Here is a 14,810-nt window from a genome sequence, read left to right on the forward strand (position 1 = left end):
TTAAAGTGCTTTATATGCTTCTTCAGTCAATAATTCGTCGGTGTCGCTGATTCCTTCAACTCTCACAATCCATGCTTCCATTGGTTTTTCATTGATGAGTTCTGGTGTATCTGCAAGTGCTTCATTCACTTCAACGATTGTTCCGCTCACTGGCGCAAAGATTTCAGATACTGCTTTTACGGATTCGATATCACAAATCCCTTTCCCTCGTGTGATGACGTGTCCCACTTCTGGAAGTTCAATATAGACGATATCGCCTAATTCACCTTGTGCAAAATCTGTGATTCCGATTTTTGCACTGTCATCTTCGAGGAGTTCCACCCACTCGTGTGTCTTTGTATATTTTACTGTTTGTCCCATTTACTTGCCTCCTTTTTTTATAAATGGTAAAGTTACCGTCTTTAGTTCGATGAATTTCCCTCTGATTTCTACAAAAAGGTTTTCAACGTTTGTACCCGGGTCTAAAATTGCCATTCCGATCCCTTTTTCAAGGATGGGTGAATAGGTTCCCGATGTCACACATCCAACCCTAACCTCATCTTTATACACGTTTGCGCCTTCACGTGCAATCTGTCTGCCTTCAATTTCAAAGCCGATGAGTGTTTTTGCTGTGGATTGGGCTAATGCTTCCTGCCCTATAAATGGTTGTTTATCCAACGTCACAAACCGATTTAACCCTGCATCAAGGGGGGTGAGTGATTCTGTGAGTTCGTGTCCATAAAGTGGGAGGGCCGCTTCTAAGCGCAATGTATCGCGTGCTCCTAAGCCACAACAAACTGCACCCAATGCCTCAAGTTTGTCCCAAACCAAAGGTGCATCATCGTTTGAAAGATAAAGTTCAAACCCATCTTCTCCGGTATAGCCTGTTCGTGAGATTAAACAAGGTATGTTATCCTTCAGGTTAGTTTCTATAAATGTATAGAACTTCTCAGGAATTGTGTGGGTCATCGCGCGCATCAGTGCTTCACTGTGGGGACCTTGCACCGCAATCAATGCCGTCTGATCACTTTCGTCTACTAGTGTTACATCACCCCATTGATGATCAACCATCCACTTGAAATCTTTATCTTTATTGGATGCGTTCACGACCACCAAATACTCTGTATCTGATATGCAGTATATTAAGATATCATCCAGGGCAAACCCTGCTTCATTACACACTATGCCATACTTGATTCTACCGGGTTTAATCTTTGAGATGTCTGATGTAATCAAGTGATTTAAAAATCCTTTTGCATCCATGCCACGTACACGGATTTCTCCCATATGAGAGACATCAAACAACCCCACCCCTTCTCGTACTGCTTTGTGTTCTTTAATGATTCCCAAGGGATATTGAATGGGCATTTCATATCCTGCAAAGGGTGCCATTTTCGCATTATTTCTGACATGAACATCATACAATGGTGTTTTCTTTGCTTCCATAATTTCCTCCTGTACATAAAAAGGCGCATCTAAAATGATGCGCCCTCGTCCTTTTACCTGAAAGTTTCTCCAGATGGATTGCTTCTTCGGTGTAAAAACCTCTCCGAGGTCCCCATAAAAATACCGGTCTTGGTTGCCTGTAAGTTTACGCGCCTTGCCCCTTTGGCGATGGAAAATCCATACTCTCCCGGTATTCTCTTATACCTCAATTATATCGAAGATAGCCCAAAGGTCAATCGTTCAACTTGATTAATTTTTTCACGAAGTCTAACGTTTATTTTATTCGCTGCGAAGGGCGATAACAGCATCCCGTTTTGAGGCCATGCGTGCAGGAATGTGTCCCCCTAAAACTGTGAGGGTTGTGCTTAGAATAATCAGATAGATTGCGTAAACCGGATTCAGTTGTGCCACATTGTTTAAGCCTGCCATTTGATAGATTAGTGCATTGACTGGAATGGTAATCAGATAGGCAATGGTGATTCCCAACACCCCTGAGAACACTCCTAATATAAAGGTTTCTGCGTCAAATACTCGGGTAATATCTTTCTTTCGCGCACCCAATGCTTTTAAGATACCAATTTCTTTCGTTCTTTCTAATACCGATGTGTAAGTGATAATGCTGATCATAATCAGACTGACTACAAGTGAAATTGACGCAAAGGCTATCAGAACAATGGTAATCCCATCCATGATATTACGCGTCAAGGATGTGATGGTATCCGCAAGATTTGTATAAACAATGACGTTATCTTGACTGCGTCCACGATTGAACTCATCAATGGACTGGGAAATACGATCCGTCGCTTGGAAGTCTGTTGGATAAATCGTAATCATAAACGGTTTATTTGAACCCCCAATCAGCTGAAGTGTTTGTTCTTTCTCTTCATCCGTTAGTGGTTGTAATGTGAACACGCTGGTGTTTTTTGACATTTGTGCTGCAACGATTTGTGAATCCATTGAATTCTCAAGGATCACTTTACTGAGTTCATCAGAGTAAACAAGCCCTGAGCTCAAGAGGTTTATCGCACTGCCTTCTTGAAGTCGCACAATACCTGAAACTCTGAGGTTTATCGCACCTTGAGCATCACTCATTGCTTCAAGATTTTGTCTTGGCACAAATGTCCCTACTGCAGTTTCTTCATAGAATGCATCATTTGGAACCCAAGTCATTTCAAGGCCAACAATGTCATCGTAATCCATCGTTTCAACATCACTTGGTAATCCCAACGATTCCAACAATGACACATCAATGCGGTTTTGGCTGTCTACTACAAGGACCATGTCTGTATAAGTTGATGGGAATGATCCCGACAACAAGTCATAGCTTCGTTCAAAGAATGATTGTGTTTCTTGATTGTGTTGAATTGGGAAAGTTGATAAGCCCCCACCTCCTACACCACCTGAAGCACTGCTTCCAAGTGATACTGTTTGATACCCATCTGTTGCCTTACGAATGACGTTTAGGTTCATCAAGTAACCATATCCAATACTTGAAACATCCGCTGGACTCATTTGACTCACAAAATCTAAAAATGCATCATCGAAGTTGTTTTGGTGAACGATCGTCGACTCTGAAGCATCAAAGACATATAATTGATCCCCTACTTCACCATTGTTTTGATTTCCTTGTGACTCACGCAAAGCTTCTTCGCTTAAATTCACAGCACTTTGAGAAATGATGATGGGATATTCAGACAATGCATCGGTTTGAAACGCATCAATTTGCTTTTGAAATCCAGAAGACAAACTTAAAATCACAGCGATCCCAATAATTCCGATACTGGAAGCGAAAGATGTTAAAAAGGTTCTGCCTAATTTTGTACGAATGTTATTGAATGATAATTTGAGTGCTGTAAAGAAACTCATTTTCGTATGTTTGAGTTTGAAGCTGAGCGAATCAGGGCTTTCATCATAAGGATTTGAGTCACTGATTATTTTTCCATCTTCAAATTCAATAATTCGATCGGAATACGTATGCGCTAAATCTGGATTGTGGGTAACCATAATCACGAGTCGATCTTTTGCTTCATTACGGATAATATCCATAACCTCTTTAGATGTTGTGGTATCAAGTGCACCTGTTGGTTCATCACACAACAAGATTTCTGGATCATTCACAAGGGCTCTTGCAATCGCAACCCGTTGTTGTTGACCACCACTTAATTGATTTGGTTTCTTATGAACATGATCTTTCAGTCCGACACGTTCCAATACATCCAGTGCACGTTGTTTCTTTTCTTTCCCTTTTACACCACTTAACGTCATGCCCAGTTCAACATTATCCACAATCGTTAAGTGATGAATGAGGTTATAGCTTTGAAATACAAATCCAACAGAATTATTACGATAAGCATCCCAGTCTTTATCTTTAAAATCCTTGGTTGGTTTCCCTTTTATGATGAGATTCCCTGAATCATAGCGATCCAAACCCCCAATGATGTTCAGCGCAGTGGTCTTCCCAGACCCACTTTTCCCTAATACAGATACAAATTCTTGGTCACGAAAGGCAACAGTAATGCCATCTAAGGCAACCGTCACAATATCCCCTACTTTGTATGCTTTCTTAATATCCTTTAACCACAACATAAATAAGTCTCCTTTATCGGTAGAAATAGAATAGCACATTTTCTATTGTATTACTACAATAATACAATATTATTTTTTATACAAAAGTTTCCCACTAGGATTTAGAACAATTAAATCGTATAATACTTGCATAGTTAGGATGATACCACGATGAATTTTAACCTTCAAACACATGATGGATTCCAATTATTTGGACAATACTCACCCATAGACAATGCAAAAGGAACCCTGGTTTTTAGTCATGGTTTTGTGGAATATAGTGCTCATTATTCACGCATTGCCAAGCTTTTTAACGATCATGGATATAACCTCTTAAAATATGATATACGTGGTCATGGTCGATCATCAGCTCCTTTAGATTCTGTCACGTCTTACACAATCTTTGCGGATGATTTGAGCGCAATGGTTCATTGGGCAAAACAACAAGCCCCTGACCTCCCTGTTTTTGTGATGGGCTTTAGTTTAGGCGGTATGATTACAGCATTGTATTCTTTATTAAACCCTTATGAAACGCAAGGCCAAATTCTCTTAGGACCTGGTCTAAAAGGGTCTAAGAAATTCTTGAATTATACACGTGAGACACTCAGTATTCTTGATTTTTTGGACATTATGGGAACACAGGGGGATGAAGGAATTCGTCAGTTAGTCCAAATGGACTCCCCACATGTACTGAAGTCAGTACCCAGCACGTTTGCAAGACAAGCCTTCTATGCTGCTCAAGAATATATCTGGGAGAATGTTTCTTCAATCCGGATTTCTACACTGATTATTCATGGGCAAAATGATCCGATGATCAGTGTTCAAAGCAGTGAAACTTTCTATGATTCAATCGCAAGCATCGATAAAACCCTTGAAATTATTGAAGAAGGTGAACACGACCTTCTCAGAACACGCTTTTCTGAAGGTGTGATTCGCATGATATCAATTTGGTGTGACCAACGCCTCTAGATCATTGTTTTGGTTTAGTGTTTTCGATATATATTTATCTTATATCTTTTTACGATTCCCCCTATAATGTATAATTAATTCAAAAGGGGAGGACATTTTCAGTATGAATAAACTGAGAACATTATCAAAAAAATCAAAAATAATCATCGCAGTTATTGCTGTTTTTGTATTTGGAACAATCATGGTTTTCGTTTCAGTCATGAACCAATCTAATCAACCAGAGATTACGAATGTACCATCAAAACAAGAAGATAAAAGTCTTGAAATATCAAAGGATTCTAGTGATAAAGCATCACGGGAAGACACCTTAGGGGATAAAGAAGTCGAAGAAAGTACCGATGATGCCAAAGAGGGCACCCCTGATTCTGGATCAAAGAAAGACACACAAAATACTGAAGTAAAAGAAACTGGCACAAATTCTGAAAACAGTGCACCAAGTTCAAATTCGAATCAAAACACAAACACTAATAGCAGCTCCAAGAATAATGCAAGTAACAACAAAACAACCAACAACAAGAGTTCAAGCAACAGTAATTCAAGCAACACTAACTCAAGCAACAGCAATTCAAACAACAGTAATTCAAGCAATAGTAATTCAAGCAATAGTAACTCAAACAACAGCAATTCAAGCAACAGTAATTCAAACAACAGTAATTCAAACAACAGTAACTCAAGCAACAGCAACTCTAGCAACAGCAATTCAAGCAACAGTAATTCGAATAATAACACACCTTCAAATCCTAACAACAATTCAAACTCAAACACTAATACAAGTAATCAATCAAAAGATACAATCACTAAAAAAGTTGTCAAGGAGGTTGTGGAAACATACCCAGTCGAGGATTCTTATTCTGACGATCCGACACTTCGCCATGGGGCGATTCAATTTATTTCTTCTGGATCTGAAGGAAGCAAAACCGTTGAATATGAGATTACCTATACAAATGGGGTTGAAACAAGTCGCAGTGTCATAAACACTCAAACAATTCCTGCTACAAATAATGAATATAAAAAAGGCACAATGCGCTCAAGTAAAACAGAAGCACAAAATACGCTTTCTTATGTTAACGCCTTAAGAACCACAGATTTGCAATGGAGTGACGAACTCTCCCGGGCTGCTTTGATCCGTGCTGAAGAAATTGCGACATCATTCTCGCATACTAGACCGGATGGAACGCTTTTTTACACAGTTAGTCAGCAAGCTCATGGAGAGAATATCCAATACGCATCTTATGATGTTGATGCAAAAGCTGCTGTCGATACTTGGATTAACTCACCTGGCCATCTTAACAATATGAAGAATTCTTCATGGGTAAGTTATGCAGCAGCTGTCTATTACCACAATGGTAGTGTTTATTGGGTTCAACTATTTGGTGGTAATTGGTAATGACGTTTCTTATGACACGTTAAGTAATCCTGATCTAGGATTACTCACAATGATATAACACTAAGGATTGATTCATTGAGATGAATCCTTTTTTCATAAATCATACAGATTTTTTGAAGATATCATCCACGGCTGTTTGTGATCAAAAAATGAGTCCTCTTAGTTTTACTAAAGATGACTCATTTCAAAAAGTTACTCAACACTCAATTTATTACCATTTGCATTTTCAAAATCTTTGATATACTGAATAATCTCATGCGGAGAAGTTGCTTCATCAATGACTTTAAAGAATCTTTGGCTGTTTATTAACTCAAGGAGTATTGACATTGCATTTAAGTGTCTTTCGTTATCCAAAACACTTAAGAAAAATATATACTTTACAGGATCATTATCTTTACTTCCAAACCTCACGGGCTGTTTTAAGGAAGTAATGCCCAAACTCCACGATTTTGCTCCTTTTTCTGGCACTGTATGTGGCATGGCAATATGCGGTGCAATCACAAAGTATGGAGAAGTCATCCGCGTTATACGTATGATCTCGTCAATGTATCCTTGACTAATGCGCTGGGTTTGAACTAGTAATTTTCCCGATTCCCGTATCGCACTTTCCCAATCATTAACATCGAGATTTAATTCCACTATCTCTTCATGAATCATATCCGATAATAGCAGGTGTGACTCACTTGATTCTGGTTCAACGATAATTTGGGAATTTAAGTAAACTGTGAGTTCTGACTTCAGTGCTTCTTGATCACTTACATCACTGTGTCTATTAATAATGTTCATAATGTGATCCACATTTGGCTGGCTAATCCCACTGATATCCAAGCGCATGTATACTTCACGAATTACATCATATCGCTCTCGAACATCCATAAGTGGACTTACCTTAATAACAGGAACATTCTTATCATAAAGTTCAGGTAATATTTGGGTTGAAAAAATAATATTTATTGGTTTATAGAAATTACGTACAGAACTGATTTCTATGGGTGGGTAAAAATTAAGTTCTTGAAACATATTTTTAAGTTCATTATATAGTAATGCAGATGAACCAATCCCATTTGAACAGACTATTAATGCATTTAATTTATTGAGTTTCCCACTGACTGTATTCCGAGAATAGATTGATGCAAAGTGAATCGCAAGATAGGCAATTTCATCCTCTGGTATCTCTTCACCAAACAAATCATTAAATGGTCGCATTGTTTCCTTAACAAGCGCATAAAATTCACTGTATTCTTCTTTTACACGACTACATAGTGGGTTGTATATAGGGAGTTTAAATAAAAGCCTGTAATATGCCGGTCTAAAATGCGAATAAAGTTGCCTGAAAATTTCTTCTGTTCCTTTATATCTTACACCACTAACATACTCAAATCGATTCATCATTTTCCCGACAATTTCGCTAATGATAATACAATCAGCGCAATCGTCTTCGACATTACCTACAGAAATCCCTAAAATCCAAGCAGTCATGTAATACAGTTCTTGATCAGAGATGCGTTCCATAGATTTGTATTGTTGTGTTAAATCTTTTGTAAAGTTATACTCCTTAAAGGTTTTCATCATATCTGTATCAATAAGTTCTTGGAGTTCAGAATCCAAAGGGTTCGCATTTATAATTCGCGCTCTTAAGAATATAGAAATATATATGAATTCCTTAAGCCGATCCTCAACAAAAGATATATCATATGCTTCTGCGAGTTCTTTGATAACCAGTGATGAATACAGTGATGTATCCAATTGAAAATCTTCAATAAACGTATCAAAAAATGTTGCGTGTTGTTCAGTGGCTAGTGACATAATGACCAGTTTCATCATAAATCGACGGATGACCATCTCACTACCACTTAAGTAGTAACCTCGATCTCTGTTATTGTGGAGTGTAATCCCTGTTCCTTCGAGTTCAAACATGAGGTCTTTTACATCGGCCAATACTGTTGATCGACTTACTTTTAAGGAATCCATAATGTAATTCAATTTTACATATTCTTGATTAATAAACAGCATCAGGTAGATATAATCACGTCGTTCCTTACGACTAAAGATGTATCGTTCAGAGGCTTGCTGTTCATGGATAACGGACAGGAGGTAGGTTTTTGTTGATTTGGGTAAAACAAAAGCACGATTGGCATCAACTGTAATTCTAGGTAGACCTTCAATCTCAAGGATATTATTAACTTTTGACAAACGATACGTGATTTGACGTCTGGTTGCAGTAAATTCATTTTCTGCATCACTTAGCGTCGAATACGATCGTTCAATTATGAGTTTAATCAAAGAAATGAGTTCTTTATCCATAACAACTGTTCCCCTTATTTATAGCAAACCATAGAACGTTAAGGCTTCTTTAATCTTTTCATCATCACTTGGTGACGTTGGTTTTACTGGCTTTCTTGCCCAACCAATATCTATACCCATCAAGGTAACACATCGCTTCATGACAGATGGTGTTGTTCCAAGTTTCAATACATTACGCAAAACATCAATCTCTTTTTGAAGTGTTTGTGCTTCTTCAAGTTGATTGGTTTTAATGGCATGTATCAGGTTTAAATCATGTTCGCATATGACATTCGCAGTCCCACAAACTGCACCACACGCACCCATAGTATATGCATCCAAGATTTTTGAATCTGAACCCACAAGGACTGAGAACTCACGATGTGATGTTGCGTCAATGTATCCTTTAAGGTTATCCATATTCCCAGAGCTATCCTTTATACCAATAATGTTTTCATTCTCACTGAGAATCTTTAATGTCGTTGGTTCAATATTGATTCCCGTGTTCTTTGGAATATTATAAAGGATTATTGGGGTGTTTGTCGAATTTGCGACAAAGGTATAGTGATGCACTAACTCATCTTGTGATGGTACCATAAAGTAGGGTGTTATCACAGAAAACGCGGTTGGCCCAAAGGGTTCAATTGCTTGTGCAAGCTTGATTGTTTCTTTGGTACTATTACATCCAATCCCTACGTAAACAGGACAACGGTTTGCTGTATATTCTATTACAAACTGGGAAAATGCGATTTTTTCTTCATGTTCTAATACATGGAATTCACCATTCGACCCTAAAATAAAAAGCCCTTCAATCCCTTTTTCGATTAAGTCATCTATGTGACGTTTTGTTGCTTCATAATTAATGCTTTCATCTTCATTAAAGGGTGTGAGTAATGCTACAATTAATCCTTCAACTTTTACCATGTTTTTGCTCCAATATACTTTTCCCTAAACTTCCACCTGGATGCCACTTCACGTATTGATCCGGCGTTAATGACTTTTCTTCTTGTAATAAGATACTCAATGCTTGGAGTACTAATACTTCAGCTAAGATGGATGCGCGTGGTGGTTTATTTAAAGAATCTCCTTCTTCATGTACCCCAGCATACAAGAATACATCGCCATTCTTTGCAAGCCACGATACTTTTCCACCCGTAACTGAGATAATTTTCGCATGATTGCGTCTAAGCGTTTCAACAGTTGCTTGTAGTTCTTGAGTTTCTCCACTGTTAGAAATTGCTATCACGACATCGCCCTGACACACTTGACCTGAACTCCCGTGCACTGCTTCGGTTCCATCCAGAAAATATGCAGGAGTTCCTGTGGAGGATAGCAATGAAGCAATGTATCCTGCCACATGCCCAGGTTTACCAATTCCTGTAACATGCACTCTTTTGCCGTGTTTTTCTGCTTCGAGAATCAACTGTTTTGCTTTTACTAGTTCATTAGGATCAATGCCTAATGATAAATCATTTAACATTTCCTGAACTTTCTTAAGGTATGTTTCAATTACCTGATTATCATTCATCATTGTTTATCCTTTCAATATAGTTTTGGTGTGAGCGAACAAGCCCGTCACGAATCAGTGATAAGTCATTATAATCCACGACAACATCCAGTTCTTTTTTGAATATCTCACAGAGAGATGGCGTTCCAATAATTCCAAATTGATGACCATACTTCTTAGATGCGTCCGACACTTTTTTAATTGCTTTAAGTAAATCGGGATGTTCTTTTTGATCAACAAGTCCCATTGAAATTCCTAAATCAACCGGTCCAACAATCACTACATCAATACCGGGTACACTTAAAATTTCGTCGACATTGTCAACACCTTTTTGAGATTCAATTTGAATAATTACATTCATTTTTTTGTTAATTTCATTCATATTATTTTGATGACTACCCGAAGGACCGTACTGTGTATTAGCACCACCTGCGTAACTGCGTTTCCCTATTGGTCCATATTTACAATAGTCAACCAAGTTTTGTGCTTGTTCTTTTGATTCAATCATCGGTACCATAATTCCCGAAGCCCCACAATCTGCAATTCGCGCTATTTCACTTTTTGTTCCTTCACACACACGAACCCAACTATCCAATCCTATTGCGTTTCCATACATAATCAAATCATGCATTCTTGATTGAGATAACACACCGTGTTCAAGATCATAGAAAATGAGATCGAACCCATTATCTTTCATCATGCGCGGAAGTGCGAATGTATCGACTATTTTTACCAATATTCCATGTTTTTTATTCATATGTACCTCTCTTAAAATAGATAAGGGCAGATTTTCTGCCCTTGTTATGTTTCTTATAGACCTACTAGGCTTAAAATCCAATGTAGTACTGATCCCACTATATTGTAGTCAATATTAGGGAATGATGCCTGGCTGATTCCTAATTGTGAGAACGCTGGGAATAGTACAAGCGGCAATGCACAGAGTGCAATTCCTACGAGGTATGATCCAAGTAATGCACCTTTCCATCCACCATACGCATCTCCAAATACGCCACTTGTTCCTCCTGAGAAGAAACAGATACCTGCAGCTGGGATAAATACTGTAGGGCTATTAAATGCGACCATCAATGCAGTTGCAGTAAGTCCACCTAAGAATGCTCCAATAAATCCGATAACAACAGCATTAGGTGCAAATGGGAAGATAGCAGGGCAGTCAACTGCTGGTTTTGAATTTGGAATGTATTTTTCAGAAATTGCGACAAAGGCAGCAGTGATTTCAGCGATAAATTGACGAACACCATAGATTAACACACTCATAGCTGCAGCGAAGTTGAGCCCTTGAATTAATGGTGAAATGAACCATAGATCATTACCAGAGATTTGTTTAACAAGTTCCACGTTTTCTGGTTTGCCTGATAGCATACATGCGAATACCGCAATATAGAATAATACAACCATAAAGAGTGCAATTGAGAAGATAAAGTCCCTGAATAATTCGAAGAACTTTGGAAGTTCAACTGTGCTTGAATCTGATTTTTCTTTTGATTTCGCAAAGAGTTTACCAACCATACCTGAGAAAGCATAACCAATTGTGTTAAAGTGTCCCATAGCTAAATCATCACTACCTGTGATTTTACGCATAAATGGTTGACACAGTGTTGGCAATGCTGCACCACAGAATCCAAGTAAGATACCACCTGCAACAATTACTACGCCTGTTGGCACATCATGAGCAATTAATACAAGTGCAATAACACATGCAAAGTATAAGAAGTGTTGTCCTGTTAAGAAGATTGCTTTAAACTTAGTAAACTTAGCAATTACTAAGTTTGAAACAAATCCAACAAGAAGGACTAATGCCACTTCTGTACCATAGGTATCAAGTGCAAGTGCTGTTGCAATTTCTACTTGCGTTGTTACCCCTTCAATATTAAATCCAGCATTGAACAATGTCGTAAAGTTACCAACAATCGTTCCGATTGCACTTGATCCAATACTGAAAATCATAAATCCAATAATTGTTTTTGCTGTTCCTGAGATGATATCTGTCACAGATTTCTTTTGTAATACTAAACCAATAAATGCGATTAACCCAACGATAAGGGCCGTGTTTCTAGTCTGTGCTAGAATTGCGTCTAACATAATTCTCTCCTCCTATTATTGTTATTCCTTAGTTTTCAAAAATTCTTCTAATTTTTCATTTATTTCTTCTTTATTTACGATATTTCTAATACCAAGAGCATACGGAACTTTCCCCGAGAGTTCAGCAGTCAAATCATCCATCGTTATTACTAAATCACCTTTAAACCCAACAAGAGAATCGAGATTCCCATGCTCTGTCTTAATTGGATACCCTTTTTCTTTTATGACTTGATCAACTTTAATCTTAAGAAGCATACTTGAACCCATTCCGGCTCTACAACAAACTAATGCATTGTACATATTTGTCAGTCCTTTCTTAACTTGTTAATATAATCAATGACTTCATGAGGCTTAGAAGCAGTATCTAAAACATTAAAGAATGCTTCATCATCAAGTAACTCAGCGAGTGTTGCTAATGCATCAAGATGCTTTGAGTTGTCAACAGCACTTAATGTAAAAACATACTTCACTGGATCATTGGACGCGTTTCCAAATTCAACAGGATTCTTTAAGGTTGTAATCCCAATTGCATTTTCTTTCACACCCATTTCTGGCCTTGCATGCGGTAATGCCACATGGGGTGCAATTACAAAATAGGGACCTGCCTCAATTGCGGAATCAATGATTGCTTGGATATATCCTTCCGTAATTTTGCCTGCTTCCAATAAAGGTTTCGCTGATTTTCTCACTGCATCAATCCAGTCATCTGCAACAACATCAAACTGAATCATTGCCTCATTCACTAAAATACCTAACATAATCTAGCCTCTCATTCATCAATAATATTTCTGTTACAACTTCATTTTAAGTGCTCATATGACCTAAAACAATAAATGATGAGTTCAAGTTTTGTTTACATCATTAACAAAATTTAAATTTTGTAAGGAAAATCCCCTTGTGCAAACAATTTTTATACTTTAGAAGCCTTATAATCGACTTTTTTGGCTATTTTCATCAAAGTTTGGGATTATTTTGGTTCAATCACAAATCTTGTGGGATGGCACATTCCTAACATAGGTTTTCCTACTTGCATCAATTAACTTTAAGAAGAAGTATTCATCATCAGGGTAACCATAACCTTGTCTTCGTAGAGTCTTGATTTTATTATTGATACCTTCTATTTTACCCGCAGAAATCTTAATAGTTGCATGAGCGATGATTCCTTCAAAGTGATTGTCTAAGAGTCGTCCAAACCATTGAAAGTGTTTGTTTTTTGTAGCTTGACAGATTTCGACAATTGAACTGATTTCATCTGCCATTTTACTCTCATCATTAAGGGTGTATGCGTAGCGCAATTTCTCTTTTACCACATCCAGTGTGAAGATTAATGCATTCTCTTTCAATAGTTCATCGTAACGTACTTCATGACCTTCTTTACGCGTAATGTTGGGTATATTAAATAAAGAACTGCCTTCCTTGATAATCTTTCCATTTCTGGCTTCATTGTCTTTTCTAATGAGCGTTTCTCGTGATGACATTAAGATGTATCTTGTCTTCTTAAGTGCCGCAGCAGCCTCTATATTCCCTTCATTCTTCAAACGATTTTGCTCATCCTTGCGAACCTCGTTGATGACCTTATCATTAAAGTTTTTGATGATATGAAAATGATCAAATACAACTTGGATGTGTTCGCATTTTTCTTCAAACGCTTCTTGGTAATTTGAGTTCATATCGCATGCAACAGCTTCAACGTGATCCATCCACTTTAGGCCAACATGCTCTATAAAATCATAGACGACTTGCTTCTTCTTTCCGTGTGCAATCCATAAAATGTGACCCGTTTCCATATCGATAATATGGGTTGCATACTTATGTCCATCATGGAGTTTAAACTCATCAATGCCTAGGTATCGTGTGTAGTCCTCTGGTTTCTTTAGTACCTCGCCATCAATTGTATAGAGTTCTTTCAAGCGTTTGAGGTCGATGGCTTTAACAGTGTTTTTCCCTAATCCTGTAATCTCAGCGACTTGCTTGAGGGTATATGTTCCAATACTGAGTAGGTCTCTTGTATAGTTTTCAAGTTCAATAGTAATAAAGTGGTTTTCAGCCTTAAACGGTACACTCTGCATCTTTGAATTCCTACAAGAAACACAATAGAATTGGGGTCTATCAAAACGAACATGCATCAGTGTTGCACCAATACTTAAATGCCTTAGTGTGCACGGTTTACGATTGTTTATATGCATCACCTTACCACAACCGCTGCATACTTTATCTGTTTCTTGAACTTCTAAAATACCATGCATGCAATAAGCATCTCTTTGGGATCTTGTTGTTTCGATTGTGGTGTTGGTGTTATGAAATCCACGGAGTGTATTAGGGATTAAGAAATGATTTAAACATAGTTCTTGTGATTGGGTTAGTGTCTGTGTATAATTCATGTATGGACCTTCCTGTTTGTTTATTCTGCAAAATAAATTCTACAGTAAGGTCTTTTTTCATTCAAGTTGTTATTATTTTACAAATGTCATTCACAGGCAATCCCACATAAAAAGTGATTGACCCATTATTTTTCACCAAACAGTTTAAAGTCAACGTGATTTTGAAATTAATGTTCATATAAATATAGAGACT

At 37.7% G+C, this 14,810-nt stretch carries 13 protein-coding genes and 1 riboswitch; of the genes, 2 read left to right on the forward strand and 11 right to left on the reverse strand.

The window, feature by feature from the left end; genetic code table 11:
- From gcvH to AOC36_RS10270, 3 genes are all read right to left on the reverse strand, one after another.
- A complete protein-coding gene (gcvH, locus tag AOC36_RS12095; protein WP_067633958.1) occupies positions 1-360 on the reverse strand; it encodes a glycine cleavage system protein GcvH in 360 nt (119 codons plus the stop codon).
- A complete protein-coding gene (gene gcvT / locus AOC36_RS10265; RefSeq protein WP_067633960.1) occupies positions 361-1,425 on the reverse strand; it encodes a glycine cleavage system aminomethyltransferase GcvT in 1,065 nt (354 codons plus the stop codon).
- Positions 1,426-1,460: 35 nt separating this feature from the next.
- Positions 1,461-1,542: riboswitch (glycine riboswitch) on the reverse strand.
- 162 nt (positions 1,543-1,704) lie between these two features.
- Entirely contained in the window at positions 1,705-4,011 is a 2,307-nt protein-coding gene (locus tag AOC36_RS10270; protein WP_067633962.1) for an ABC transporter ATP-binding protein/permease, read from the reverse strand.
- A 150-nt stretch (positions 4,012-4,161) separates the two neighbouring features.
- Between AOC36_RS10270 and AOC36_RS10275 the strand changes: the two genes are divergently transcribed.
- Positions 4,162-4,959 (forward strand): alpha/beta fold hydrolase, encoded by a 798-nt coding sequence (locus tag AOC36_RS10275; protein WP_067633965.1) that lies wholly within the window; start codon positions 4,162-4,164, stop codon positions 4,957-4,959.
- A gap of 103 nt (positions 4,960-5,062) precedes the next feature.
- Positions 5,063-6,346 carry a G5 domain-containing protein gene (locus AOC36_RS10280; protein ID WP_067633968.1) on the forward strand — a complete coding sequence of 428 codons (1,284 nt, stop codon included), beginning with the start codon at positions 5,063-5,065 and terminating at the stop codon, positions 6,344-6,346.
- A gap of 192 nt (positions 6,347-6,538) precedes the next feature.
- Here AOC36_RS10280 and AOC36_RS10285 read toward each other — a convergent pair whose 3' ends face one another.
- From AOC36_RS10285 to AOC36_RS10320, 8 genes are all read right to left on the reverse strand, one after another.
- Positions 6,539-8,650, reverse strand: coding sequence for a BglG family transcription antiterminator (locus AOC36_RS10285; RefSeq protein ID WP_067633970.1), 2,112 nt, complete (start codon positions 8,648-8,650; stop codon positions 6,539-6,541).
- An 18-nt stretch (positions 8,651-8,668) separates the two neighbouring features.
- The gene (gene dapA / locus AOC36_RS10290; RefSeq protein WP_067633972.1) at positions 8,669-9,553 is read right to left on the reverse strand and encodes a 4-hydroxy-tetrahydrodipicolinate synthase; all 885 of its coding nucleotides are present in this window, start codon (positions 9,551-9,553) and stop codon (positions 8,669-8,671) included.
- The gene (locus tag AOC36_RS10295) at positions 9,540-10,157 is read right to left on the reverse strand and encodes an SIS domain-containing protein (protein ID WP_099091546.1); all 618 of its coding nucleotides are present in this window, start codon (positions 10,155-10,157) and stop codon (positions 9,540-9,542) included. The genes dapA and AOC36_RS10295 overlap by 14 nt, the downstream gene beginning before the upstream one ends.
- Positions 10,150-10,893, reverse strand: a complete 744-nt coding sequence (locus AOC36_RS10300; RefSeq protein WP_067633974.1) for an HpcH/HpaI aldolase family protein — start codon at positions 10,891-10,893, stop codon at positions 10,150-10,152. The genes AOC36_RS10295 and AOC36_RS10300 overlap by 8 nt, the downstream gene beginning before the upstream one ends.
- A gap of 53 nt (positions 10,894-10,946) precedes the next feature.
- A complete protein-coding gene (locus AOC36_RS10305; protein ID WP_067633977.1) occupies positions 10,947-12,236 on the reverse strand; it encodes a PTS ascorbate transporter subunit IIC in 1,290 nt (429 codons plus the stop codon).
- 21 nt (positions 12,237-12,257) lie between these two features.
- Entirely contained in the window at positions 12,258-12,536 is a 279-nt protein-coding gene (locus AOC36_RS10310) for a PTS sugar transporter subunit IIB (RefSeq protein WP_067633979.1), read from the reverse strand.
- Positions 12,537-12,541: 5 nt separating this feature from the next.
- Positions 12,542-12,994: a PTS sugar transporter subunit IIA gene (locus AOC36_RS10315; RefSeq protein ID WP_067633981.1), complete on the reverse strand. Its 453-nt coding sequence runs from the start codon at positions 12,992-12,994 to the stop codon at positions 12,542-12,544.
- 219 nt (positions 12,995-13,213) lie between these two features.
- Entirely contained in the window at positions 13,214-14,617 is a 1,404-nt protein-coding gene (locus tag AOC36_RS10320) for an ISL3 family transposase (protein WP_078055020.1), read from the reverse strand.
- Between the last annotated feature and the right edge of the window lie 193 nt (positions 14,618-14,810).

This window comes from Erysipelothrix larvae, assembly GCF_001545095.1.
GTDB lineage: Bacteria > Bacillota_I > Bacilli_A > Erysipelotrichales > Erysipelotrichaceae > Erysipelothrix > Erysipelothrix larvae.